The sequence below is a fragment of the Dolichospermum sp. UHCC 0315A genome (assembly GCF_008121535.1).
Lineage (GTDB): Bacteria > Cyanobacteriota > Cyanobacteriia > Cyanobacteriales > Nostocaceae > Dolichospermum > Dolichospermum lemmermannii.
The window spans coordinates 1,004,157-1,030,685 of the sequence record NZ_CP043056.1; the positions used below are offsets into that span (position 1 = coordinate 1,004,157).

The following is a 26,529-nucleotide window of genomic DNA, read 5'->3' on the forward strand; positions in this document are numbered from 1 at the left end:
CGTAGAACTTAATCCTTAATCAACCCCTCCAACATCACTTGTAAATCCTGCGTCAACTCACTAACACCCTTACGCAAAGCTTGTTTATTCCCCTGACAACCTTCCCATCTTGTATTCACATTAATCGGTTCACCAACAAAAATCATGGATTGTTTTAAACCTAAACGTGGCCTTCCTGGTAAAGTAGAATCCTGAATGCGAGACAACATATCAAACATTAATAAAAGCGTTTCTGCAAATCTTTCCGGCGTGGGCTTTTCGAGAATATAATTAGCAGTAACAGCCACAAAACTTTCAGCAATTCTCATGTGCTGCATTTTTAAATCAGCTTCTTGGGCTATCCAATCAGCTAGACCACGTTTGAAAGGTGGTAAACTGGGAATATCGGCAATATCATCTCGATAAATATAATTCCAACCAGCATCTTCTAAACGACGACATCTATCAATAAAATTACCTTGAGACTGAAGATTAAAATACTTTTCTGTGATTTTCAAAGCAGTGTCCATCAAACGGTGTAATCTAGTAATTAACACTTCATTTATAGGAACTTCTGAACTGATAATTTCTGGAAAATCTTGATGATAGAAACGGTGATAAAATTCCTCCATTTCTGAAATTAGATATGCAGCTAAACGCAAAACCCGCTGATATAAAATTCCTTCCCGTTCCTTTCCAGTTTGACTAAGTTCCGTTATAGGTAAACCGCTATCAGCTTCCAATTTAGATAAAAGCCGATCTATTTTTTGCCAAGGGGGATTAACATAACTATATTTAATACCAATAGGAATAATAAAAACCTGTTCTTCGCGGTTAGCCTTTTTTAGATCTTCCACACACCAAAAACCCAATTGTGCCACACCAGGTTCTAAAGGACTAACTATGCTACTATGTCCATTTGTACCACCTTCAGGAGCGATCGCAATCGGCATTTCTGCATTAGCAAATAATTCCCTGGCCATTTGGATAGCATTTCTATCTACGCGTCTTCCCCTACGAATTGGCACACCACCAAGTCGAGAAAATAACCATCCTAACCAATTTCCCGCCCATAACGTCATTCCCCGTTCATACATAAAATGACTGTGAACAGGGTATTTGAGACTAATTCCTTTTTCTCTTGCCACCTGGGGAACAATCCGTGATAACAGGTATAACATAGATAAAGGATCTTCCACTTCGGGGTGACGAAAAGCAATTAAAAATCTGACCTTACCTGCTTGAAAATCGTGGTATAACTTGGCTAATACTTCCGGATTTTTAGCTTCAATATTGACAATACCCGCAGGTAGCCAAGGTCTAGTTCTCACCCGCAAAATAAAAGGCAAAAACCAAGATACAATTTTCACAATAAAGGGATTATGCTGTTGAGGGATAAATTTAAGCGGAGGTTGAGTGGAATGAATAGATTTAGGCAAGTTGTTCTCCTGTGATATGGCGAAAAAAGCTAAAATTGAGAAATCGCTGCTAATTTAATTATCATAATCATAATGAACACACCCGCAGACCAGCGAAAATTTGCCCCCGCAACCCAGCGCAACCGCGAACCGATTCTAGAATTGCTTTTACAAATATTGCCTCAACATGGGACTATTTTAGAAATAGCCAGTGGCACAGGTGAACACGCTACATTTTTCTCCTACCACCTCGCACCTCGACAATGGCTACCTTCCGACCCTAACCCAGAACTGCGTGCTAGTATTAGCGCGTGGGCTGAATTTCTCCCCTGTGAAGCCATGCAGCCACCCCTAGATTTAGATGCAAGTTCACCAATTTGGCCTGTGGAAAAAGAGATAATACCACAACCACCTATTTCTGCCATTGTCAATATTAACATGATTCATATTTCCCCTTGGTCAGCCTGTTTAGGACTAATGGCAGGGGCTGGACGGATTCTGCCACCTGGTGGTATACTCTACTTATATGGTCCCTATAAACAAAATGGAGAACATACCGCACCCAGTAACGCTGATTTTGATGAGTCTTTACAAGCACAGAATCCAGATTGGGGAGTGCGTAATTTAGAAGATGTAGTAAAAGCCGCAGAAGCCCAAAACCTGACATTGCACCAAACTCACCCCATGCCAGCAAATAACTTTTCACTAGTATTTAAACATAGATAGATGAATTGTGTTTCGCGCAAAGGGGCAAAGGAGCAAAGACGCAAAGGAATTTATCTGTTTTCTTTTGTATAATTAATGGAGATTAGCGGACTCGAACCGCTGACATCCTGCTTGCAAAGCAGGCGCTCTACCAACTGAGCTAAACCCCCAAGTCTGTTTTTTATGTAAAAAGGGTTGATTTTACATAACCACATTATCATAAACTATTATTATTAATTTGGCAAGACTATGAACCAAGAAAATCAGACAGTTGTTGCTGCACTATATAAATTTGTGAGTCTACCTGATTGTAATGAACTGCAAGCAGCCTTATTATCCTTTTGTGAGTCAGAAGGAATTAAAGGAACTATCTTACTAGCACAGGAAGGAATTAACGGCACAATTGCTGGTTCTCGTCAGCAAATTGACACAGTTTTAGCCTTTCTTCGTAATGATTCACGGTTTGCAGATATAGAACATAAAGAATCTTACACAGAAATTCCCCCATTTGAACGGTTGAAAATTCGGTTAAAGCCAGAAATTGTGACTTTGGGATTACCAGAAGTGAACCCTGCGGAAAAAGTAGGAACTTATGTCAAACCTGAAGATTGGAATGATTTAATTTCCAACCCAGAAGTCACAGTCATTGATACCCGCAATGATTATGAAGTCACCATTGGGACTTTCAAAGGAGCAGAAAATCCGCAAACTCAAATATTTAGAGATTTTCCCGAATATGTACAACAACATCTTGATCCCAAAAAACATCAAAAAGTAGCCATGTTTTGTACTGGAGGAATTCGTTGTGAAAAAGCCTCATCTTATTTACTTTCTCAAGGTTTTGAAGAAGTTTATCAGCTCCAAGGAGGCATTCTCAAATATCTAGAAGAAATTCCCCAAACAGAAAGTTTATGGGAAGGAGAATGTTTTATTTTTGATGAAAGAATCACAGTTAGTCATAACTTAGAAACAGGAAATCAGGAATTATGCTTTGCTTGTGGATATCCCATTTCCGAAACAGATAAAACCTCCCCAGAATATGAAAAAAATATTTCCTGTCCCCACTGTTTCCATACCCTAACACCAGAAAAAAGAAAGCGACTACAGCAAAAATGGAAACATTACCAATCAATAAATTCCACCAATACTTAAACTTCAGATTTCTTTCTTCCTTTGCGTCTTTGCTCCTTTGCCCCTTTGCGCGAAACAAAATTTAGAAAAAACCCTAATATCCAAAAGTGATCATTACAATATATTAATACAGAACTCCTTGGAGAACGATTTGTGGTAGCTAATCCCCCGCGCACTCAAACCAGCACATTGAGCAACTTTACACAAAGACACATTGGACCAAACCCTGATGATATCCAGCAAATGCTTGATATATTAGGTCTTTCCAACCTTGATGATCTCATTGATAAAACAGTACCACAGGCAATTCGGTTTCATCAAACCCTAAATCTACCAGCAGCACAAAGCGAATATGCAGCACTGGCAAAATTAAAGCAAATAGCGGATAAAAATCAAGTTTATCGCTCATTTATCGGCATGGGATATTATGACTGTATTACCCCTACCGTCATTCAACGCAACATCTTAGAAAATCCCGGTTGGTATACAGCATACACCCCTTATCAGCCAGAAATTGCCCAAGGACGTTTGGAAGCGTTGTTAAATTTCCAAACCATGATTATTGACTTAACGGGGTTGGAAATTGCTAACGCTTCTTTACTTGATGAAGGGACAGCAGCCGCAGAAGCCATGAGTATGAGTTATGGTGTGTGCAAAAACAAATCCCATAACTATTTTGTTTCTAGTGAATGTCATCCTCAAACCATTGATGTATTGCAAACACGCGCAAAACCTTTAGGCATCAATATCATTATCGGTGATCATCAAACCTTTGATTTTTCCGAAACTATCTTTGGTGCGATTCTGCAATATCCCGCAACCGACGGGACAATTTACGATTACTGCGATTTTATCACAAAGTCTCATGCTCAGGGTGCATTGGTGACTGTAGCCGCAGATCCTCTGAGCTTATTATTACTCACACCCCCCGGTGAATTAGGGGCTGATATTGCCGTAGGCAGTACCCAACGCTTCGGTATTCCTTTGGGATTTGGGGGACCACACGCTGCTTATTTTGCCACGAAGGAAGAGTATAAACGACTTGTTCCAGGGCGCATTGTGGGGGTATCAAAAGATGTGAATGGTAAACCTGCCTTACGTTTGGCGTTGCAAACCCGTGAACAGCACATCCGCAGAGATAAAGCCACCAGTAATATCTGCACAGCCCAGGTTTTATTGGCAGTGATGGCGAGTATGTATGCAGTCTATCATGGACCGGACGGACTGAGAGCGATCGCTCAAAATATCCACCAACTTACCGCAACTTTAGCCGCAGGATTGAAAAAGTTAGGTTATAAAATCAGTTCGGAAAACTTCTTTGATACCTTGCGGGTAGAATTAGGAAATACCAAATTAGAAGCAATTCTCGACGCTGCGAATGAGAGAAATATCAACTTGAGAATTTTTGATAATTCCACAGTAGGTATTTCCTTAGATGAAACTACCACAGAAGCAGATTTAATTGATATTTGGCAAATTTTCGCATTGAAAGATGAATTACCTTTTACTGTGGAAGAATTAGCAATTTCTCATTCTCAATTATCACGGACAAGTAAATATCTCACTCACCCAGTTTTTAACCGTTATCATTCAGAAACGGAATTATTACGTTATTTACATCAACTAGAAAGCAAGGATTTATCATTAACAACTTCAATGATTCCCTTGGGTTCTTGCACCATGAAGTTAAACGCAACTTCAGAAATGATTCCCGTAACTTGGGCAGAATTTGGGAAAATCCATCCTTTTGCGCCAATTTCTCAAACTAGAGGTTATCAAATCCTGTTCCAACAACTAGAAGCATGGTTAGGAGAAATCACAGGTTTTGCGGGAATTTCCTTACAACCAAATGCAGGTTCTCAAGGTGAATATGCGGGACTGTTGGTAATTCATGAATATCATCAAAGTCGCGGAGAAGGACACAGAAATATTTGTTTAATTCCGCAATCAGCACACGGTACAAATCCTGCAAGTGCGGTAATGTGTGGAATGAAAGTTGTGGGAGTTGCTTGTGATGAACAAGGTAATATTGATGTTGAAGATTTAAAAGCCAAAGCTGAAAAACATAGTCATGAATTATCAGCTTTAATGGTGACATATCCATCAACTCATGGGGTATTTGAAGAAGCAATTCAAGAAATTTGTGCGGTAATTCATAGTCACGGTGGACAAGTTTACATGGACGGCGCTAATATGAATGCCCAAGTGGGTATTTGTCGTCCTGGTGATTTTGGTGCAGATGTCTGTCATTTGAACTTACACAAAACCTTCTGTATTCCCCATGGTGGTGGTGGTCCCGGTATGGGTCCCATTGGTGTCGCTTCCCACCTCGTCCCCTTTTTACCAGGACATTTTGTGACGACAATACAGGAAAATAATCCAAAATCCAAAATCCAAAATCCAAAATCAAGTGGTGCTGTTTCGGCTGCACCTTGGGGTAGTGCGAGTATTTTGGTAATTTCCTGGATGTATATTATCATGATGGGTGCAGATGGGTTGACACAAGCAACCAAAATCGCCATTTTGAATGCTAATTACATGGCTAAGAAATTAGAGTCATATTATCCGGTTTTGTATCAGGGAAAAAATGGTTTGGTGGCACATGAATGTATTTTAGATTTGCGAAGTTTGAAGAAATCAGCGCAGATTGAAATTGATGATGTTGCGAAGCGGTTAATGGATTATGGGTTTCATGCACCTACTGTTTCTTGGCCTGTTGCGGGGACAATTATGGTAGAACCAACGGAAAGTGAATCTAAACAGGAATTAGATAGATTTTGTGATGCTTTGATTGCGATTCGTGAGGAAGTTGCCGCAATTGAATCTGGTAAAATGGATATTCACGATAATCTTTTGAAAAATGCCCCTCACACTGCGGAAAGTTTGATTGTTGGTGAGTGGAATCATCCCTATTCCCGTGAACAAGCTGCTTATCCTGCACTGTGGAATAAGGAATATAAGTTCTGGCCAAGTGTGGGTAGGATAGATGCTGCTTTTGGGGATAGGAATTTTGTTTGTTCTTGTTTACCGATGGAGGCTTATAATTAGTTAATTGTAGGGTGCGTTATTGAAATGTAACGCACCATTTTGATTGTGAATAAGGTGCGTTACGCTGACGCTAACGCACCCTACTAAATAAATACGTAGATTACTTAGAGATCCTACCTGCTGTTACAAACATTACTATTAAAGAACCGCAAAAGAAATAAGGTACTAAAACAGCAGGAACAGCACCAGATAAAGAACCTATTAGACAAAACAATGCGAACATAAAAATAAGCTGCAAAATACCCTCCATTATTTGTAATTGTCAGAATCAGGATATCCAGGATTTTAGGATTTACAGGATTGTGATTGATGAATTGTCTGTGAATATTGAGATATTATAAAATACAGTTACACCAACGGTCAACAAATAACAACAAATAATTTAACGGATAATTTATTATCTAACATCCTAAAATCTGTACTTCTCATAGACAATCAAACAAAAACATCCTGAAAATCCCGTAATCCTGGACATCCTGATTCAGACAAAAAAATCCTCAAAATCCCCACTTCAAATAAACAATAACATCCTGAAAATCCTTTAATCCTGGTTATCCTGATTCAGACAAAAAAATTCAGATTAATAGTGTATAATAAAGATAAACCTCACCAAAGGTATATATAACTATGAATACATTAGAAAAATTAGCTAGTAGGTTGGGTTGACACAAGGAAACCCAACATAATGAAAATATCCGATTTATATTTTTTGTCAGAATCAGGATATCCAGGATTTTAGGATGTACAGGATTGTTATTTGTAAGTTATTGGTGGGATGCTGAAATTGTAATTGTCTGAATCAGGATGTCCAGGATTTTAGGATTTACAGGATTGTTATTGATAAATTGTCTGTGAAGATTTGAAGATTATAAAATACAGTTACAGTAGTAGTCAGGAATTAACAGCGGATAATTTAACTGATAACTTATCTATCATTCCAAAATCTTTATATTTTTTTATAGACAATCAAACAACTACATCCTGAAAATCCTCTAATCCTGGTTATCCTGATTCAGACAAAAAAATCCTCAAAATCCCCACGTCAAATCAACAACAACATCCTGCAAATCCTTTAATCCTGGACATCCTGATTCAGACAAAAAAATCCTCAAAATCCCCACGTCAAATCAACAACAACATCCTGCAAATCCTTTAATCCTGGATATCCTGATTCAGACAAAAAATCCTCAAAATCCCCACGTCAAATAAACAACCACATCCTGAAAATCCCGTAATCCTGGATATCCTGATTCAGACAAATTAACCCTGAAATCTAGGATTAAAAACCTTCTTATATTCCAACTTCAACCCACCAAAATTAATCAATAATCCCACAGGAAAATTATAAGCTACCAAATAATTTTTCGCTTGCGCTAAATGAACATCTTCTAAATTAATTATCGCTTTCAACTCCACCACAACCTGATTTTCAACTATAAAATCCGCCCTTCTTGTTCCTACTTCAATTCCCTCATAATAAATTACTTGTTCCACCTCCCTTCCAAAACCTAAACCTGATTTTTTGAGTTCAATTTCCATACATCTTTGATAAATAACCTCCTGAAAACCATTTCCCAAAGTTCGGTGTATTTTCATTGCACATCCATTGATTATATATGTAATTTCGTCTAATTTTAGATTTTGGGTATTAGATGTGTTCATGGATTTACATGATTGTTATTTGTAGGTTATTGGTGGGATGCTGAAATTGTAATTGTCTGAATCAGGATAACCAGGATTTTAGGATTTACAGGATTGTTATTGATGAATTGTCTGTGAATATTTGAATATTATAAAATACAGTTATACCAACAGTCAAGAAATAACAATAAATAATTTAACGGATAATTTATTATCTAACATCCTAAAATCTGTACTTCTCATAGACAATCAAACAACAACATCCTGTAAATCCTTTAATCCTGGACATCCTGATTCAGACAAAAAAATCCTCAAAATCCCCACATCAAATAAACAACAACATCCTGAAAATCTTTTAATCCTGGATATCCTGATTCAGACAAAAAAAATCAGATTGATAGTGTATAATAAACATATCCTTTAACTCTAAATTGATTATGACTAATATCACAATCTCTAACCTTGATGATGATCTGCAAAATCAGTTACAAAAACGAGCAGAAAAACATGGACATTCCCTAGAACAAGAAATTACAGAAATTCTCCGTCTTGTTCTCTCAGAAAATCATCAAAATCCTATCAATTTAGCAACTCTAATTGAAAACCGTTTTGCCAATTTTGAAAATTTGGAATTACCGGAAATAGAGAGAGAAGCGATTCGCACAGTGTCAATATTTGCAGATTAGAAAATGATTATTCTTGATACAAACGTCATTTCCGAACTCATGAAAACTCAAAAATCAGCAATAGTTCGTGAATGGGTAGCAGCACAACCTTTAATGAGTTTGTTTACTACAACAATTACTCAAGCAGAAATTCTCTATGGTATTGCTTTACTTCCAGAAGGAAAACTTTTACGCGATAAAACAGGAGTTGCACGTCAAAATCTCCAGACACTTATAAAAGATGAAAATGTCTTTCTGACTCGATTTACCCGTTTATGAAATTTCGAGTTTGAAATTTTACAACTCTATAATATTTTGTTTCTCGATTTATATATATGAGCGCACACTTTTCCACTCATATCATAAGCATACCTAAAACTCGAAACTCTGTCAAGCCCCCTAGCTGAAATCACCAAAACTCGTTAAAATATTGATAAAATTCTCAATAATAATGAGAATAGACTCCCATTAGTTGAGAAAGTCCTTTTTTCAAAAATCCCATACAAATAACTTATAGTTTAATCACAAGACTCCCAACTTCTTTGATTAATCTGGTGATTTATCAATAGTATTGCAAAAGTCAGATCCCCGACTTCTTAGAGAAGTCGGGGATCTTGTTGTTATTTATGTATAATCAAAATGCCCCTAGGGGGGATTTTCAGTTATGATACTCTAGATAAGTAAAGTTTAGTAACAAATATTAAAAACTTTGATTAATCATACATTTCCTTCCTATCCAGCTACTAACCCGACGTTAGATATTGATGACAGCCTTAAAAATCCTTCCTTACCAAACTTTATCTCTTCCCGACAAAGTTGGTTAATATTTTTAGCATCAGTATTTTTAGTATCAATACCAGTGTTCATGGAAGCACCATTAGTGCGCTCATTTCCCACTCTTAGCGTATTAATGACAGGCTTTTGGGTGTGGATCAGTATTAGATTAATGTCACGTCCCCAAACCTATCTGTGGGGAGATTTACTTTTTGGATTTAGCTGGACTTGGTTAACAGGCGCAATTTATTGGGGTTGGTTAAGATATGAACCAATCTGGCATATACCTATAGAAGCACTAGGATTACCCTTTGCTGTGTGGTGTTTAGCGAAAAATTGGGGTAAAGTCGGCAATTGGTTTTACCTCGGTTCTTTACTAGGAACGGTTTTAACCGATATTTATTTTTATTTAGTGGATTTGATGCCTTATTGGCGACAAATTATGAGAACAGATCCCTCTGGTGCTTCACAAATCTTACAGAATGCCCTAACACAAGTCCAAACACCCTGGGGACAAGCCTGGGCAATCATTCTTGCTCTCATTCTGATGACTGTAGGAACAGCTTCTTTACTCAATAAACAATGTCATTGGTATGCCTTTGGAGGCGCAGTTTTGAGTACAATCTTAGTAGACAGTCTCTTCTTATTAGCAGCAGTTCTGGCGTGAAATTCCCATGAATTTAGGTAAACACCGAAAAATGGGCGCAAAGGTGCTATCAGGTCAGATTTTTGGCAAAAGTCAAATCAAACCAAATAGTCGTAAATATTATGGATATTGATCCGCTGTATATTAGTTTTTGATGACTGTTGTGCAAACTCTCAAGCTGAAACCATGAAGCTAAACCATGAAGAAACCAGGATCAAGTTAGAAAATAAACTACTCTAACACCCTTAAACTTCCGGCTTATGCCCTAAAGTTCATAGCTTTTGGCTGCAAAATTTTATTATTCCTTGAAAAAAAGAGGTAAAAATCGTGAAAGCATTGGTGCGTTTATTCAGTGTATTTACATTGTTGCTAGGTTGTTGGGGAATGTTGGGAACTACCCAAACAGCCCAAGCTACTGGCTTCAATAGCTTTGTGGGAAATCAAGTCCCCGTTTTAGCAATTGCCCGCCAAAACAAAGCAGATCAGAAGTTGGCAACAGAGTTTGGCAAGAAAATTGATTTGAACAATACCAATATGCGGGCTTTCCAAGATTTTCCTGGACTGTATCCCACCCTGGCTAAGAAGATTGTCGCTAATGCTCCCTACGAAAAAGTAGAAGATGTATTAAATCTGCCAGGATTGACCGATAGACAAAAAGAACGTTTGCAAGCTAACTTAGCAAATTTTACAGTTACAGAATTAGAGCCTAACTTCAATGAAGGGGACGACCGTATTAATAACGGTATCTACAGATAACTAAGGACTGGGAATTGGGAATTGAAAACATATTCCCAATTACCCATACCCTAAGTTGAGATCTTAAATTTTGGGCTGTAAATCCCAAAAATCATCCAAATCACAAAAATCATAGTTATCCCTTGCCTGATATAAATATTCCTAACCAATTTGATGTTTTAGTAGTCGGTGCCGGTGCAGCAGGACTATATACAGCCCTATGTCTACCCGCATCTTTACGAGTCGGCTTAATTACTAAAGAAACAGTTTCCCTATCCGCCAGTGATTGGGCGCAAGGTGGCATAGCCGCAGCCGTAGCCCCAGAAGATTCGCCACAACTGCATATTGAAGACACATTAAAAGCAGGTGCTGGTTTATGCGACATCGCCGCTGTCAAATTCCTCGCCGAACAAGCCCCCAGTTGTATTCAATCCCTGGTTAACTTAGGCGTAGCGTTTGATCGTCATGACAGTAACTTAGCTTTAACCCTCGAAGCAGCCCATTCTCGTCCTCGCGTGCTTCATGCCGCCGATACCACCGGCAGGGAAGTTACCACCACCCTTACAGATCAAGTCCTGCGTCGTCAAAATATTCAAGTCATTCAGCAAGCTTTGGCTCTGAGTTTATGGATAGAACCCCAAACCGGTCAATGTTTGGGAACTAGCCTATTTTATCAAGGTAAAATTACCTGGATTAGAGCCAGGGCTGTCATTTTAGCTACAGGTGGCGGTGGTCAAGTATTTGCCCAAACTACTAACCCAGAGGTAAGTACAGGTGATGGTGTAGCCATTGCTTGGCGGGCAGGGGCAATTCTCCGGGATTTAGAATTTGTCCAGTTTCATCCCACAGCCCTAAGTAAACCAGGACGTTTCCTGATTAGTGAAGCTGTGCGTGGAGAAGGGGCGCATTTGGTGGATGACACCGGGCGACGTTTTGCCTTTGATTACCACCCAGCAGGGGAACTAGCACCCCGTGATGTGGTCAGTCGAGCTATTTTCAGTCATTTACAAAAAACGGCTGCTGATATGGCTACAGCGAATGTCTGGTTAGATATGCGCCCCATTCCCGCTGACAAAATTCGCCATCGTTTCCCGAATATCATTAATGTTTGTCAACATTGGGGCATTGATGTCTTTACTCAACCCATTCCTGTGTCACCTGCTGCCCATTATTGGATGGGTGGTATTCTCACAGATGTCATGAATGCCACGAATATTCCCGGTTTATACGCCATTGGAGAAACTGCCAGTACGGGAGTACATGGTGCTAATCGTTTAGCCAGTAATTCGTTGTTGGAATGTATTGTCTTTGGGGCGCAAATGGCTAATGTTGACTATGAAAAATTGCAACTGGGAAAACAGGAATCTGCTAATATTATTGAAACTGAAAGTTTGGCAGTTAACCCATCTCTAATCGAGTGGGAAAATCAACAAAGACAACTAAAAGAAATTCGCCAAAATTTACCCCGTGTAGTTTGGCAAAGTGCAGGTATTTGTCGAGAAAAATCAAGTTTAGAAAATGCTATTTCTCAAGTTGCATCTTGGCAAGAAGACTTTGCTGCTTTACCTTTAAGTCAATTATTATTGAGTTTAAAACCAACACAATCAGTTAATTTTCAACAGCCACAAATTGAAAAGGAATTACGGCTTTGGGCAGAAACTCGTAATTTATTAGATGTGGCGGAATTAATTCTTAAAAGTGCTGTTTTTAGAACTGAAAGCCGAGGTGGACATTACCGTTTAGATTACCCTCAAACTGATCCTAATTGGCAAGTGCATACTCTTGTCCAAAATCAGGAATGGGTAATGGGTAATATTATCTCCGGTGGTTCTACTCTTCCCTTTATGTAAGTAAGTAGACGAAAATAAATCAAAGTAGATTAAGTAATGTAAGAAATCTGGAGATGATTTCGTAGTAAGGGCTTCAGCCCTCAAATGAGGAATAAATTCCTCACTACAAACTTTGAATTATTCAAGCCGTTCTACTTAAAACAAAATTTATTGTAGGTTGGGTTGAGAAACGTTCACGAAGTGTGACAAAGCCATAACCCAACACCTTTTACTATCCTGCTGCTAATGTTGGGTTTCACTTCATTCAACCCAACCTACTAATCTAAGGTAATTTTAAATTTAACTCTTGCAAAATATTAGGGTCTGCTTTAATTGTAATTGTATTAGGTTCGACAGATTTGGTATTAACTTTTAACTGATAAGTTCCCTGTCGCAACTGTTCCAAATAGAAAACACCTGCATTATTCGTAATAGATATAACTAATGATTTGGAACTATTATCAATAGCTTCAACTTTAGCACCAGCAATAGGGTTTCCTTTGGAGTCTGTCAAAGTTCCAGCTAGAGTGTAGGCAGGTTGCAAGGGAATAAAAATAGGTGTATAACTTCCCTCAACCACTTGCACAGCAAAGGTACTAATTGCAGGTTGAAAGTCAGGAGGAAAACCAGCAGGATCTAAGTCTACACGATAAGTTCCGGGGGGAAGACGGACAATTAAATTATCTTTGTGAATATCAAGTTGCGAAGATGTTACAGGCTCATTATTGATCATGAGAAAATCAGAATTATCATGATATATTTCTTCATTATGATCTCGTTTTCCATTGCTATTACGATCTAAGAAAGGTTTAATTAATAAACCTCCTTGAGTGCGAAAACGTTCGATTTGTCTATCACCCGGAGTTATCCCCCCTTGAAAACCCAAACTAGAAACCAGTTGAATACTCAAACTACTTTGATCAGAATTTAGAGAAACTCCTTCATAACGTGCCTGTAACAAAATACCTGGTAAAATAGTTGTTCCCAGCGTTCCATAAAGTCCTGTTCCTAAAGAACCCATTCTATAACCTAATTCACCTTGCCAAAGATTTTCACCGTATTTAGTTTGCATAGGAGAAAATGTCGTTTCCCTCCCCCAGAAACAATTAAAGCTGATGTTCCCCTAGACAGTTGTTCAGGTAATAAATTAAACCGGGCATCTTCAACTCGTGGTTTAGCAGTTAAAACTCCATCGGCATATAATAAAACTTGATAATTTGTGCCTATTTGTCTACCCACAGGAACATTATCAAAACGGTAATTTCCTGAAATATCAACTAACTGTTCAGCTATCGGAGTAGGTTTATATAAACCTTTAACAAGACGTGCTAAAGTTCCTGGAGGAGCGCGACCTGTTACAGTTCCATAAATACGCTCTGGTTGTAATCTTTGACCAATATTGGCACTACCACTACCACTACCATAGCTAGGAAAGGGAGAAAAACCATAACGTTTAATAGTAGTAAATCCCCAAAAATCTCCCCCACTTGAACTTGGCCAGAAAGTTGCTTGTGAACCTAAATAATAATCACTAGAATCTGTTTGTTTCAGAATTTGTAAATCTGATAATTGCCAAGTTTTACTATCTGTCATATCACCTTGATTTAGCCGCAGAAACCAACTAAGTAGGTCGGCGTTAAAAAATCAATCTATGTAACGAAATATAAATTAACGAATACCTTATAAATAGGGTGTTTCACGGTTTTTACAAAACTAAACATATATCGATTTTATTGGGCCGACTTACTTACTATCAAGGATTGTTCCCACCGCTGATAAAGTACCCTGATTCTTTAAATCTGAAGTGGTTGTACCAGTTAAATTAGTCTTTTGTTCCACCATACTCAATGTGATATCGGGAGGAGAAATTTTTGGTAATCCTGTGATGATAACAGGCTTTTTTTCAATATTATTACTGTCCTCAGATTTGATGTCAGGAATATCAAAAACAATAGCATATTCCCGCCAATCAAATTTAGATTCAATGCCGAAAATATCTTTAATTTCTTTGGTGGAAAGGACTAATCCTAATTCTGGATCATTATGCAGTTTATTAGTATCAAAATGAATAACTTTAAAAGGCGATCGCAACTCAACCTCATGATCTGATATACTTTTAGAAGTAAACTTTAATGTTTGCAGAACATCATCATAAGGAATTAACCAATTTTCAAAATTAATCGCGTCTTTGTCCTTAACTTCACCCCGCACCGAAACCCCATCTCTAATATTGCGTTTGCCGGCATTTAAGCCAATAATAAATGTTGTTACAGGATCATCTTTTGGCAGTGTTGAAGTTGTTTGAGTTAAAAATATTGGTAATTTTTCATCTCCAAAATTTTCATCTCCAAAATATTTGGGTTGGGAAATATTTTCCAGGGGAGTTTTTATGAGTATTTGCTTTTGGCTATTTTCTTCATTCAAAGAAATTTGATTAGGTAATTCTGCTGCTAAAATTAAATTATTTTTACGAATAAAACTACAACTAACTAAATTAAAAAAGCAAAGTATTTTTAGATAATTATTAATCTTGAAAAACACTGTTAAACTACGTCAAATCCAAAAAAGACGGTTTTTATCGTATATTTGCCAATGAAAATCGTCTTAATCAATGAATTTTTAGGGAACAATAAATTTGACACTAAATGGAATTTTATTGGTCTGGTTTACACCCCATTCTAAATTACCAGAAAGTTGATATTCTCCCGGTTCTAATTGAATTTTCTTACCAGGACTAGAATAATCAACAGCGAGATAACGTTCCCCTTCAGCAATGACCGTTGTATCCATTCCTCTACCACTATAAATTTGTTTATCTCCCTTGTTAATCGTCCATTTTCCCTGAAGAATTGCACTAGCTTTCCCGGTATTTTTAACCAATAATTGAAGTTGCTGCGATTTAGGAGTAAATTTAGCATTAACCGCAGTCAAATTGGGAGAAATATTGCCCTTGCGAACATAAACAGCTACTCCTATTCTGGGAACAATTGCTGTTTTCAAAATCACCCCATTATTTGTACCTGATTCTTCCTGAAAAGTCGCTTCTAAATTTTCTGTGAATAACATCGCTCGATATTCACCATCGGGTAAACTAGGAGGAAAACGCACAATAAACCGGATACGACGATTATCTGTACCAGGAACTTGCAGTTCTCGTGGGGAAAATTGCAAATAGGGAGTTAAATCCAAAGGACTAGCATCTAAAAGTTTAAATCCAGTTTGTAAATCATAGGTAAAAGTTTGAGTATAAACACGGGCGCGGAAGCTTTTAGCATCTCCATTTTTCACCGTAATTGTTCCCTGTGCTTGTCCCTGTTTAGCTGCGGTTTCAATTACCAGTGGAGAAATAGCAATATCAGCAGATGTCATTCTGTTTCCTGAACGAAGACGAGCTTTCCGAAAAGTATCATCAAAGCCTGAAGGTACAGATATCCGTTGGGGGACAGACACACTGATAAAAGCAGTAGTAGTACAAAACAAAATCACATCCGCTGTACCTGTTAACTGGGCTTCACTTGATGTCGAGTTAGGGCTAAAACTTGTGGATGGGGTAGGATTAGCAGGTGAACCAACTTTAATAGCAATAGCTGCGGGAATATTACCGTTAAAGTTAACATCCTCAGTTGCTTGGGCTTCAGATTTAGCCAATAATACAATATTACTAAGAATAGCAATAGCACCCTCTAAGGCAAGATGACGAAGATTTATCATATTAAATACCGATTAAATACCAGGAGGATATCTTTTATTTTTTCATTAATTAGACTTTGCCCCCAGTTAAGTTTATGATTTAACTGCACAATTTTCTGAAGATTACCCCACTGCCAAAAATCTCCAACTTTTCTAAGTAGATATTCTTCATTGACAGCAGATTTTTTCTCAATCTCTTCAACCTCTCTATTCAAATTAGATTGAACATCCACCACCATAAGTGGAGAAACAGTAACCGGCGGTTCTGATTTTTCCTGCTCCACTATTGGCACTATTTCTAACTGAACAGATAAAACAGAAGTATCATCAATATCAACTTTTCTTTTGATCATATTCTCCGATTTCTTCCTAGTTCTAGACTGGGAAGCAACCTGAGATCTAAACGATTGTAAATCTGTCGAGTATCTATTCTCTTCTCCCAGAAAATCTTGATGATATCGCTGTTTTAAAATTGCCCGTGCTTGGGAAATTCGCTTGCGGACATTATCATAGGAAATATTTAGTTTTTCCCCAATTTCTTGGTACGAAAGTTGTTCTTTAAAGTGCAGAATAAACGTTTCTCGCAGTCGAGAAGGTAACTCATCTATCACAACCTCAAAAAAATTTTCTAGTTCTTCTTGGGTAGTCAAAAGAATCGGTGTTTCTTCGTGACTAACTAATTCCTCGTTAAATTCCCAACTCTCAACTTGTTTTGCTCGCTGATCATCTTTTCTGTGTATATCCATACAGACATTATGGGTTAGTTGGGTTAACCATGCCTTAAAGCTTTTAATATTACCGCTAAAATTACGGATTTTCTCATGGGCTTTGAACATCGCTTGACTGAGAGCATCTTCTGCATCAGCAAAGCTACCCATCCACTTGACACAGCAACGATATAAGTAGTTTTGATGCTCCTGCCAAAGTATCCAAAAGGTCTCATTGGAGAACAAATAGAAATCGTGAGAAGACATATAAACACCATCTGATACCTATAAAATGAGCAAACCGGGAGTTACTTGTTGATAACCAGTAATCTAATTGCTATTAACTCACTATTTCTGCATGGTATGTGTATATTTAAGCAAGTTAAGTAAAGTTCATTAATAATAATTCTGGAAATCGCTTGATAATTTGGTTGTAGCTATTTATAAAGAAAAAATAAACTTAGTATAATAGTCTTTAACTTTCTTAAATTCATGATTTTTTTCAGTTGAATTACCGATTTAGTCTAAGAGGTTGTTTGAAAAGTATTATATGAAACCCATAATCTCCAAAAACCTAACCCCCCTACCCCCCTTCCCTACAAGGGAATGGGGGTTTTAAAGCCTCTCCCCTTGCAGGGGAGAGGTTTGGAGAGGGGTCAGTTTATACATTAAAAACTTTTCAAACATCCTCTAAACTCCAGGAATTATGAAAATCCCCAGAAATCGCCAGACATACTTATTAACCGAGTTGGGTGAGGAAAAAATAATTAATACTCTTAGTGAAAACCACGTGAACCCACGGAATAGAATTACGTGGATACAGAAACAGATGCAAAACTCTGGTGAAAGTATAAGTAGTAATACGGTTCGTAGAATTTTAACAAAGCAGAATGTTGAAGAGTATGCAATTAAATTACTATTTAAGACATTAAACATCCCATACAAGCACAACGTAGATGTTATTCTAGCTTTAAAAGATATAAGTAGTGCGAAGAGTTGCCATCAAGAGTTTTTTCCTGTTGAGAACAAACATTCTAATTTTTTTGGGAGAGACAATGACTTAGCAAGACTTAATACTCTAATCAATCAACATCAAAAAATGATTGTTATTCAGGCACCAGGAGGACTAGGTAAAACAACTTTAGCTAGGCAATACTTAGATAATCAAGGGTTTGATTTAGTTTTATCCCTAGAAATAGCTAAAGAACCAGATAATATCACTAGCGTTGAAAGCGTAGTTGAAGAATGGCTGAAACAATACTTTGAAGAAGAACCAGGCAGGGAATTTGGTATTACACTCGCAAGATTAAAAAAACACTTGCAAAATCGCCAAGTCGGGATATTAATTGATAGCTTAGAACCTGCACTAGATAAACATGGTAGGTTCATTCAAAATCATAGTCGTTATCTAGAATTATTCAGGGTTTTAGCTGATGCAACTGTGCAGTCATTTACGATAATTACTAGTAGAGAACGTTTATTTGATGACCGTATTGATATAATTTATCATTATTATTTAAGTGAATTAGGTGTATCAGCGTGGCAAGAATTTTTGGCATTTCACGAAGTTAAGATTGATATTTCTTTACTAGAAGAAATGCACATAAAATATGGGGGTAATGCTAAAGCTATGAATATCTTGCTTGGGTCAATAGAAACAGATTATGAAGGGGATGCAACTGCTTATTGGCAAGAAAATTGTACTTTGGTGGAAAAAGGATTAAAAAATTTAGTTGTCAATCAATTTAACCGATTGCAAAGTTTAAATCCAAATGCTTATAAGTTACTGTGTCGGTTAGGATGTTATCGCTATCAGGATATACCACAAGTGACTGAAGATGCCTTACTAGCTTTGCTGTGGGATATTCCTGACCAGCAAAAGTGTATCTATATAATTAGATCTTTAAAAAATTTGCGTTTGTTTGAATTTGCCAAGGGCAAGTATTGGCTGCATACAGTGATTAAAGAAGAGAGCATAAAAAGGTTAAAATCAAGTCAAGAATGGGAGGAAGTTAACCGAAAAGCAGCCGAATTTTGGAGAGGTAGTGTGAAAAGTATTCGCACCATGGAGGATGCGAAGAAAGCTTTTGAAGCTTATTATCATTATGAATGTATTCATGACTTTCAACAAGCTGGATATATAATTATTCAACGAAGAAATGGTTGCTGGTCATTTGATGAAATGCTGGCTTTTTCTTACTATCGAATGGGAGCATTAACACAAGTAATATCTATACTGAATTTCCTGAAAGAAAAGATAAAATCTGAATATCTACTAGCAAGTATTTATAGTATTAAAGGCATAATAAATTTAGGGTCAGGAAATATGAATATAGCGATTAATTATTTGAATCAATCACTAGCAATGGCAAATTGTATTTTAAATAATTTTGAAAATCATCAAATAGACATAAGTTATGATGAGATTATATTATTGATAGTCAAAAATCAAATCCATTTATCTTTTTACTATATAGACATCTGGGAACTGGAAGCAGCCATAAATATTTTAGAACCGACCAAATCATGGATAGAAAATATAATCCAGAAAGGAGATAAAAATTTAAAGTTAAAAATAGAAAAATATCAAGTAACCGTCTGGCTACATTTAGCTTTGTTATACTCGTACTTTAATACAGAAGAAAAATACATTCTTCCTCAATCTTTGGTTAAAAAAGTATATTATTCGCTTTTCACAGGAATTTTTGCGGAAATAGTATATTATATTATACTTAATTTAGAAACTTTACTAATTAATGCAGGCTTGGAAACTGAAGTGAATTTTCGCAGATGGCGTAAAATATATGCTTTATTAAAGTTAGGTCTAATTTACAAAAATTTAGGAAACATTAAAAAATCTTTGAAAATATATAATGCAGCGATAGAATTTTCTCAAGCAGAAAGTTCCTATGGATGGATAGAATCTGCTCAAGAACTTAACTATAATTCTCACTATAATCCGCTTGTAGCTAAAGTTTTAACTGGTTTAGCAGAACTGTATCGAATCCAAGATAATTTTGAAGAAGCACTTTTTAAACATTCACAATCAATAGAAATATTCCATAAAATCAGTGGTAACAGATGTGATTTAGCAGAAGCTTACTTTCAACTAGGTTTAACATATCAGAAAATGGGTGACTTTAAAAATAGTCAGATCAATTTTGATGAAGCCATAATATTATTTACAGTAGCGGCAGCTCCCCGGCAAGTTGAGAAAGTTCATAGAGAGAAAGTCAGTAACCCAGCCCTAAAGGGACTGGGCTTGTAAGAGAAATCAAGCCGTACTGACCAGACCACCCTGAGCCTGAGAAAAACCAAAATGTGTAAGAGGATGTTTGAAAAGTGGTATTCCGTAATTTTCATCACATTGCTACCCCCCTTTCCCCTTGTAAAGGGGGGAAACAATAAAAATCCAGTTCCCTCCCCTTTACAAGGGGAGGGTTAGGGTGGGGTAAAAAATATTTGATACATCAACCATAACTTTTCAAACACCCTCTAAGAGACTTCCAAGAAATAAAATCCCCAAAAATTTCTTGTAGTGCGGGCATCTTGCCCGCTGGATATGTACCTCATAACACTGGAAAGTGCTGTATATCGCTATCAGGAATACAAAAGAATCCTGATTTTGTCATGAAATCATATTTTTACTGGTTATGTCATCAAATATTAATTTATTTTTGTTGTTAGCATCATTCATTAAATATTAATTTATTCGTAATTAAAATATCTTTTTGCATTACCAACTCATAGTAATAATTAACAAAGCGGAATAACTGATAATTTCAAATTATTGAATTTGCCAATATTGACAAAATTACTTTGTCAGAGAAAATATAACCATTTTTGGGGCTTAAATACTTATGTCACTTGATGTTTCTGCGGACTTTTCATCTCAAAAAAAAATCAATTATACTGCCATTTCCCAAACCAATGCCTTTCAAGATCCCACTGATAATAAGATAATTTGGGGTAGTCATAGTTCTTCTTCCCAAGATAATTTAGCAGCAACCGCATCTGTTGCTACTAATAGTAGTTATAACTCAAAAAATGGCTATGGCTTGGTGAATGCTGGATTAGCAGTGAGTAAAGCCGCAGGTGTTAGTCCCTATGCAGACGTTCCTAATGTGGGTGGGAATAATTGGGGAGCGGATCTGATCAAAGCTCCCACAGTCTGGAATAATGGATATACAGGACAAGGAACTATTGTTGCCGTACTAGATACTGGCGTAGACTACAACCATCAAGACTTAAAAAATAATATTTGGAGTAATAACAAAGAAATAGCTGGTAATGGGATAGATGATGATAGTAACGGCTATATTGACGATGCTCAAGGCTGGAATTTTGATAGTAGCAATAACAATGTCCTAGACAACAATGGTCATGGGACTCATGTTTCTGGAACTATAGCCGGAGAAAATAACGGCATTGGAGTCACCGGCATTGCCTATAACTCCAAAATTATGCCAGTCAAAGTCCTAGATGCCAACGGCTCAGGTTCTTACTCAAATATCGCCAAAGGCATTTATTACGCAGTTGATAATGGTGCAAATGTCATTAATCTCAGTCTAGGAGGTAATTCCTCTAACAATACTCTCAAGTCAGCCATTGAATATGCCAGCAGCAAAAACGTCATCGTTGTTATGGCAGCCGGTAATAATGGTGACTCAATGCCATCCTATCCCGCCCGCTACGCCTATAATTCAGGAATTGCTGTAGGTGCAGTGGATCAAAATAATAAGCTTGCGGACTTTTCCAACCGTTCTGGTTCTCAAGAAATCACCTATGTCACTGCCCCAGGAGTTAATATTTACTCCACAATACCCAATAATCAATATGCCAACTACAATGGCACTTCTATGGCAGCCCCTCACATTGCTGGTGTTGTCGCTCTCATGCTCAGTGCTAACCCTAAGCTAACTGAAAGCCAAGTCCGCCAAATTATTACCAGCACATCTGCAAATAGCACTAATCCTTCAGAGCCAACAAAACCTTCAGAACCGGGGTTGAAAATGCCGTCTTTATTCCCCCCTCTAGACTCTTTTTTCCCGCTGGATTTGATTAATATGATCAATATAGGCTCAAAATTACCTTTCAACCTACAATCTCAATCATCAAACTCTATTTCCCTTCCTCCCGTTGTCGTCTCTATGAACGAAAATCAGTTAACGTTGCGTTTCGGTAATCTGGAATCATCACCCGCACAGCAGTCTAGCTACTATAGTCAGAATTTATCATTTACCTTTACTGAATCTGGCATACACTACTATGCGGACGAAACCCCAGGTGAGAATCCTGACATAAAAGTCAGCATAACTGCAACACCTCTGGGAATGGCGGTTGTTTTGGGTGTTAATCAAATCCCATTGCTTTCGCAACGGCCTTAATGTCCGCCGGAATACCCTGTTTAAATTGGGCGTGACTGTGTTTAATGGCTGTATCTGGGTCTTTTAAACCATTACCAGTGAGGACACAGACTACCGTTGCCCCGGTGGGAACTTCGTCTTTTACCTGTAACAAACCGGCGACAGAAGCCGCGCTGGCAGGTTCACAGAAAATCCCTTCCGATGATGCTAATAGTCGGTAAGCGTCGAGAATTTCTTCGTCAGTGACAGAACGAAAACTGCCTTGGCTGGCTGTTTGAGCGGCTATGGCTTTATCCCAACTGGCGGGATTACCAATTCTAATGGCTGTGGCTATGGTTTCAGGATGTGCCACTGGTTGACCATTTACTAAGGGTGCAGCCCCAGCGGCTTGGAAACCCATCATTTTCGGCAAGCGATCGCATTTACCATCTTGATGGTATTGACAAAAACCCATCCAATATGCTGTGATATTGCCCGCATTTCCCACGGGAATACATAACCAATCGGGGGCATCACCCAAGGCATCAACAACTTCAAAAGCTCCTGTTTTTTGCCCTTCTAGCCGGTAGGGGTTGACAGAATTTACCAAAGTGATGGGATATTGATCTGCCATTTCCCGGACAATTTCCAGGGCGCGGTCAAAATTTCCTTGAATAGCCAGGACTTCAGCCCCATAAAGTAACGCTTGGGCTAATTTACCTAAAGCCACATAGCCATCAGGAATCAACACAAAGGGTTTCATTCCCCCCCGTCTAGCATAGGCAGCGGCAGCGGCGGAGGTATTACCAGTGCTGGCACAAATCACAGCCTTAGCACCTGCTTCTGCTGCTTTAGAAATTGCCATAGTCATCCCCCGGTCTTTGAAGCTACCAGTGGGGTTAAGTCCATCATATTTGACATACACCTTCACCTGTCTGCCAATACGTTCAGCGATCGCTGGCACGGGAATTAAAGGTGTGTTACCCTCCAACAAAGTCACCACCGGGGTTTTTTCGCTGACAGGCAAGTATTGACGATAGGCTTCTATCAGCCCTGGCCAGGGTTGGCAATGAGATTTAGCAGCAGACAGGCTCAAAGTCACAGGATTCAAAACTTCTTAATTAAGGATTTGGGATTGGGAATGCTCTTGGTATAAGTATCCCACTTTTCAAGTCTATATGTTAGTTGCGGAACACAGTCACAATGATCGGAGTCTTTTATCACTACATTTGTAACCGATTAGAGTATATAATGAAAACTATATAATATCTTAACAAAGATTAAGATAAGTATATTATACTATTTTTAGATGGTGTGAGTTAAGTTTCTAATGCCAACAACTATGTCTACTATGTCATCCAGTGTTTCCGAATGCGAATCCCACGCTAACTTAGTCAAGAAGTTAACGAAGGCTTACTATCGAGACGATCAGCAAGTGAAGTTCATGGACTTACAAGCAGAGGTAGATTCCCTTTTAGCGCAATTGCAAAGTCTCAAAAGCGAACAAGTGGAAGCTCCCAGCGACGAAGAATAAATTACCTGTAATGGTGACTATTCAAATTGCTGATTAGTTTGTGACCAACGTTGCAGACTATAGCCCTGTTTATTTTCTACCAGTAACGCTAGAGATTGGTCATCAGTAAGTTGAGCGATCGCTATTAGCGTTTGCTGGCTTGCATGGGCAAAATCACTATAAATTACTCTACTATCCACCGACAAAATCAGAGTCCGGGGACGTTTTTTATCTTCCACTGGTTTTGAGTTATTACCATCGGACTGATTTAAAGATGCTATAGCGGGATCAGAAATAGTTATGACAATTTCCTGCTGTGCATCATTAGTTAAATCAGCCAATTGAACTGGCCAATCACCCATTTTTTCCCGCATTTTCTGAAAATCAGGAATATTACCAGCATTTATATCACCCGACTGTTGTAGTTTTCTCCAGATAGTCGGCAAGATTAATTCTACTAATTGGGGTTTTTGTTGATATAATTCCTTTACAGATACCGGAGACGGTTCTACCCATTTCAACGCATCCACAGTCAGGGCTAAAGGTTGAGGTTGAAGAGATGTAACCTTATTTTCAGAAAGCGCGGAACCCGACATTAACAACCGTAAACCCTGATCTTGCACTTGTACAGCTTTAATCGTAGTCGTAGTAACTTCTTGTTCTCCATTGGGTTTCCAGACAATAATTTGCATACTAGGGTCATAACTAATACCCAGAATTTTTCGCCAAAATTTTCGAGGTTGATGTTTCAGTTGGTCAAAATTAGCAAATGGATAACTTAACCAGCTTGTACCATCATGAAATGCACTAACTTCCACCTGATACCAAACTTGATTATTAGTAATTTTCAAATCAGTTTGCAGAGATATTGGCAACCAATCCTGCTCATTAATACGACTAATTTGGTTGACAGTGCCAATAATTCGACTTTTATGGGCATTGATCTTATCATCATCAAGTTTAGTTAAAATATCTTGAATATAATTGAGTGTTTCCTGGTTAATATTCGGTTGTGCTTGCAACCAAGCATTAGCTCTTTCTTCCCCCCGTTGGACTTTAAAAATTAGTGCTACCCAAGCTAAAACTGCGCGACGATTAGGATTGAGTCGTAACGCTACAGCAGACCGATTCCAGATTCTCCCTTTATCTGTTTGTAGTAAATTAGCAATTTCTTGACCATAATCAGCTGAAGTTTCAAATACCTGTAAAGCCTTTTCCCAACGACCATCAATAATATCCGCTGTAACTTGTTGCTGAGGACTTGCCCAATTTTTATCAGCCTGCATTTTCGTAAATTCCGAATGTAAGCGAATTACATCTATTTGCGCCCGTGCTGCCGCTGAAAAAGGCTGTTTACGCTGTTTTTCTAAAGATATCAACCATGTAAAAGCAGGAGTCCAAAGTCCATTTCTGGCTAATAACAGAGATTGTTGAAAAGCAAATTCATCAATTGCGGGTTTTTGGAAATCAATTGCTTCTAAATAAATAGAATTAACAACTAACTTACTAGGTTTAACTTGATAAACTTGTAAATTTGGTTCTACATTTATCGTTTGATCAATAATTAACTCCTTTGAATCATTACCCGTTATCTGTTGCCATTTAGGTAACTGCCCATTGTGGGTCTTCCAAGATAACATTTGTTGTAAGCTTTTCAGAGTAGGATTGTAATAGACAACTTGACCATAGGTAATATTATCATCGTTATTTTTGTGTTCACCCTGCAAATAAAACCAAAATCCTGGAAATAGATTAGTATCTGCAAAAGCTTTCACCTGATTTAAAGGTAAATTTGTCTTGGTTTCTTGATTGTCTGATTCAGAAATAGCCGCAAATGAAGAGGACTCTACAAAATTTCTCGATAATCCAGTAACAGGTAATTTAGTAATTAAATAGTAGTATTTTTCTGACTGAAATTTAGATTCCAAATCCTGGGAAAGTTTATAGATCCTCAATTCTACCAATTCTTGACAATGAGATTGACAATTCTTGCGTTTTTGGAAAATTGGTAATAAAAAAGATTCCTCTGATTTACCATCTAAAGGCAGGATTTCGCCAGATAGACGTTGTTTTTGAGTTAAACCGAGTTCAATGGCTGTAAGTGTTTCCGGTAGTTCTCGTTTACCTGTAGATATTTTTGCCCATTTTGGTAAAAAATCATTCACCCAGCTAATCTGGGCAGGATTTAAAATAAATAGCACACTAATCCAACCAACACCAATAATTACACTAGCACTGCCTAACAACAGACCCATAGCCAACGTAGACCATAGCCAACTACGCCGTTGAGAACGTTTGGGTAATTTTTTAACATTCTTCTTGATTGCAGCTTGAGAAGGCTGATTCAGCTTAGTAGCTTTTGGTCTGCGTTTGCGGGGTTTATTGATCATCTGACTATTACTAGCGCTGGTAATTTGATGTTGTTCAAAATCATCCATGATAGATTTTGACAAACTTGGTGCAATTTTGCCAGTGTACTGGGGTAAAACTTAAAACTTCGCCCAGATCCCCGACTTCTTCAAGAAGTCGGGGATCTTGTTTGTTGTTTATAATTGGGAATGGGTATATTTTTGCTGAAATCACGAACAGGGAGAAAATGAGCAATAAAAAAGGTTTGGTTGACAACCAAACCTTGACTTAAATCCAGTGCATAACAACATCCCGAATCAATTTAACCTATATGATCTATTTTCAACATCTTCC

Annotated in this window: 19 protein-coding genes, 1 tRNA gene and 1 pseudogene; 11 read left to right on the top strand and 10 right to left on the bottom strand. The window is 37.8% G+C overall.

From position 1 onward, the window contains the following. Window positions 1-8: 8 nt before the first annotated feature. Window positions 9-1,418: a 1-acyl-sn-glycerol-3-phosphate acyltransferase gene (locus BMF77_RS04705; RefSeq protein WP_210422299.1), complete on the bottom strand. Its 1,410-nt coding sequence runs from the start codon at window positions 1,416-1,418 to the stop codon at window positions 9-11. A 72-nt stretch (window positions 1,419-1,490) separates the two neighbouring features. On the opposite strand from BMF77_RS04705, the gene BMF77_RS04710 reads away from it, so the two are divergent. Then, a complete protein-coding gene (locus BMF77_RS04710; protein WP_148761048.1) occupies window positions 1,491-2,123 on the top strand; it encodes a DUF938 domain-containing protein in 633 nt (210 codons plus the stop codon). 76 nt (window positions 2,124-2,199) lie between these two features. Here the strand turns inward: BMF77_RS04710 and BMF77_RS04715 are convergent. Beyond that, window positions 2,200-2,272 (bottom strand) — tRNA-Ala (locus BMF77_RS04715). Window positions 2,273-2,351: 79 nt separating this feature from the next. On the opposite strand from BMF77_RS04715, the gene BMF77_RS04720 reads away from it, so the two are divergent. Beyond that, entirely contained in the window at window positions 2,352-3,254 is a 903-nt protein-coding gene (locus BMF77_RS04720) for a rhodanese-related sulfurtransferase (RefSeq protein WP_148761050.1), read from the top strand. A 132-nt stretch (window positions 3,255-3,386) separates the two neighbouring features. Then, on the top strand, window positions 3,387-6,281 hold the full coding sequence (gene gcvP, locus BMF77_RS04725) for an aminomethyl-transferring glycine dehydrogenase (protein WP_148761052.1): 2,895 nt from the start codon (window positions 3,387-3,389) through the stop codon (window positions 6,279-6,281). A gap of 1,260 nt (window positions 6,282-7,541) precedes the next feature. On the opposite strand, the gene BMF77_RS04730 is transcribed toward gcvP, so the two are convergent. Next, complete coding sequence (locus BMF77_RS04730; RefSeq protein ID WP_148761054.1) at window positions 7,542-7,943, bottom strand: GxxExxY protein; 402 nt, start codon at window positions 7,941-7,943, stop codon at window positions 7,542-7,544. A 416-nt stretch (window positions 7,944-8,359) separates the two neighbouring features. Here BMF77_RS04730 and BMF77_RS04735 point away from each other — a divergent pair, with 416 nt between their 5' ends. The 5 genes and pseudogenes from BMF77_RS04735 to nadB all read left to right on the top strand — a co-directional run bounded on the left by BMF77_RS04735 (window position 8,360) and on the right by nadB (window position 12,592). After that, complete coding sequence (locus BMF77_RS04735; protein WP_148761056.1) at window positions 8,360-8,608, top strand: plasmid stability protein; 249 nt, start codon at window positions 8,360-8,362, stop codon at window positions 8,606-8,608. 3 nt (window positions 8,609-8,611) lie between these two features. Beyond that, window positions 8,612-8,803 (top strand): annotated as a pseudogene (locus tag BMF77_RS04740) (PIN domain-containing protein); the annotation flags it as partial. Between the two features lie 544 nt (window positions 8,804-9,347). Continuing rightward, window positions 9,348-10,028, top strand: a complete 681-nt coding sequence (locus tag BMF77_RS04745) for a DUF3120 domain-containing protein (RefSeq protein ID WP_371735599.1) — start codon at window positions 9,348-9,350, stop codon at window positions 10,026-10,028. A gap of 306 nt (window positions 10,029-10,334) precedes the next feature. After that, on the top strand, window positions 10,335-10,763 hold the full coding sequence (gene psbU, locus BMF77_RS04750; RefSeq protein WP_015081139.1) for a photosystem II complex extrinsic protein PsbU: 429 nt from the start codon (window positions 10,335-10,337) through the stop codon (window positions 10,761-10,763). Window positions 10,764-10,885: 122 nt separating this feature from the next. Next, on the top strand, window positions 10,886-12,592 hold the full coding sequence (gene nadB, locus BMF77_RS04755; protein ID WP_148761060.1) for an L-aspartate oxidase: 1,707 nt from the start codon (window positions 10,886-10,888) through the stop codon (window positions 12,590-12,592). Between the two features lie 262 nt (window positions 12,593-12,854). On the opposite strand, the gene BMF77_RS04760 is transcribed toward nadB, so the two are convergent. The 5 genes from BMF77_RS04760 to BMF77_RS04780 form a co-directional block, all read right to left on the bottom strand. Continuing rightward, entirely contained in the window at window positions 12,855-13,643 is a 789-nt protein-coding gene (locus BMF77_RS04760) for a carboxypeptidase-like regulatory domain-containing protein (RefSeq protein ID WP_148761062.1), read from the bottom strand. Next, the gene (locus BMF77_RS04765) at window positions 13,601-14,164 is read right to left on the bottom strand and encodes a hypothetical protein (RefSeq protein ID WP_148761064.1); all 564 of its coding nucleotides are present in this window, start codon (window positions 14,162-14,164) and stop codon (window positions 13,601-13,603) included. The genes BMF77_RS04760 and BMF77_RS04765 overlap by 43 nt, the downstream gene beginning before the upstream one ends. Window positions 14,165-14,314: 150 nt before the next feature. Beyond that, complete coding sequence (locus tag BMF77_RS04770) at window positions 14,315-15,112, bottom strand: hypothetical protein (protein WP_148761066.1); 798 nt, start codon at window positions 15,110-15,112, stop codon at window positions 14,315-14,317. 78 nt (window positions 15,113-15,190) lie between these two features. Further along, entirely contained in the window at window positions 15,191-16,282 is a 1,092-nt protein-coding gene (locus BMF77_RS04775) for a hypothetical protein (RefSeq protein ID WP_148761069.1), read from the bottom strand. After that, entirely contained in the window at window positions 16,279-17,235 is a 957-nt protein-coding gene (locus tag BMF77_RS04780; protein ID WP_148761070.1) for an RNA polymerase sigma factor, read from the bottom strand. Before BMF77_RS04780 ends, BMF77_RS04775 begins: the two co-directional genes overlap by 4 nt. A 562-nt stretch (window positions 17,236-17,797) precedes the next feature. Here BMF77_RS04780 and BMF77_RS04790 point away from each other — a divergent pair. Further along, the gene (locus BMF77_RS04790; protein ID WP_168204396.1) at window positions 17,798-20,236 is read left to right on the top strand and encodes a tetratricopeptide repeat protein; all 2,439 of its coding nucleotides are present in this window, start codon (window positions 17,798-17,800) and stop codon (window positions 20,234-20,236) included. Between the two features lie 592 nt (window positions 20,237-20,828). After that, window positions 20,829-22,355 (top strand): S8 family serine peptidase, encoded by a 1,527-nt coding sequence (locus BMF77_RS04795; protein ID WP_148761074.1) that lies wholly within the window; start codon window positions 20,829-20,831, stop codon window positions 22,353-22,355. Here BMF77_RS04795 and thrC read toward each other — a convergent pair. Further along, on the bottom strand, window positions 22,321-23,415 hold the full coding sequence (gene thrC, locus BMF77_RS04800) for a threonine synthase (protein ID WP_015081148.1): 1,095 nt from the start codon (window positions 23,413-23,415) through the stop codon (window positions 22,321-22,323). The two genes, BMF77_RS04795 and thrC, sit on opposite strands and share 35 nt — an antisense overlap. A 249-nt stretch (window positions 23,416-23,664) precedes the next feature. On the opposite strand from thrC, the gene BMF77_RS04805 reads away from it, so the two are divergent. Next, on the top strand, window positions 23,665-23,847 hold the full coding sequence (locus tag BMF77_RS04805) for a hypothetical protein (protein WP_371735328.1): 183 nt from the start codon (window positions 23,665-23,667) through the stop codon (window positions 23,845-23,847). Window positions 23,848-23,864: 17 nt separating this feature from the next. Here the strand turns inward: BMF77_RS04805 and BMF77_RS04810 are convergent, their stop codons facing one another. Further along, on the bottom strand, window positions 23,865-26,264 hold the full coding sequence (locus BMF77_RS04810) for a hypothetical protein (RefSeq protein ID WP_371735329.1): 2,400 nt from the start codon (window positions 26,262-26,264) through the stop codon (window positions 23,865-23,867). Window positions 26,265-26,529 lie beyond the last annotated feature (265 nt).

Bases quoted from the DNA above. Each gene is read 5' to 3' on its own strand.
- BMF77_RS04710 (WP_148761048.1), top strand. From the start codon at position 1,491: ATGAACACACCCGCAGACCAGCGAAAATTTGCCCCCGCAACCCAGCGC.
- BMF77_RS04735 (WP_148761056.1), top strand. From the start codon at position 8,360: ATGACTAATATCACAATCTCTAACCTTGATGATGATCTGCAAAATCAG.
- BMF77_RS04720 (WP_148761050.1), top strand. From the start codon at position 2,352: ATGAACCAAGAAAATCAGACAGTTGTTGCTGCACTATATAAATTTGTG.
- BMF77_RS04730 (WP_148761054.1), bottom strand. From the start codon at position 7,943: ATGAACACATCTAATACCCAAAATCTAAAATTAGACGAAATTACATAT.
- BMF77_RS04805 (WP_371735328.1), top strand. From the start codon at position 23,665: ATGTCATCCAGTGTTTCCGAATGCGAATCCCACGCTAACTTAGTCAAG.
- BMF77_RS04790 (WP_168204396.1), top strand. From the start codon at position 17,798: ATGCAAAACTCTGGTGAAAGTATAAGTAGTAATACGGTTCGTAGAATT.
- BMF77_RS04795 (WP_148761074.1), top strand. From the start codon at position 20,829: ATGTCACTTGATGTTTCTGCGGACTTTTCATCTCAAAAAAAAATCAAT.
- BMF77_RS04765 (WP_148761064.1), bottom strand. From the start codon at position 14,164: ATGACAGATAGTAAAACTTGGCAATTATCAGATTTACAAATTCTGAAA.
- BMF77_RS04780 (WP_148761070.1), bottom strand. From the start codon at position 17,235: ATGTCTTCTCACGATTTCTATTTGTTCTCCAATGAGACCTTTTGGATA.
- BMF77_RS04775 (WP_148761069.1), bottom strand. From the start codon at position 16,282: ATGATAAATCTTCGTCATCTTGCCTTAGAGGGTGCTATTGCTATTCTT.
- BMF77_RS04810 (WP_371735329.1), bottom strand. From the start codon at position 26,264: ATGGATGATTTTGAACAACATCAAATTACCAGCGCTAGTAATAGTCAG.
- BMF77_RS04760 (WP_148761062.1), bottom strand. From the start codon at position 13,643: ATGCAAACTAAATACGGTGAAAATCTTTGGCAAGGTGAATTAGGTTAT.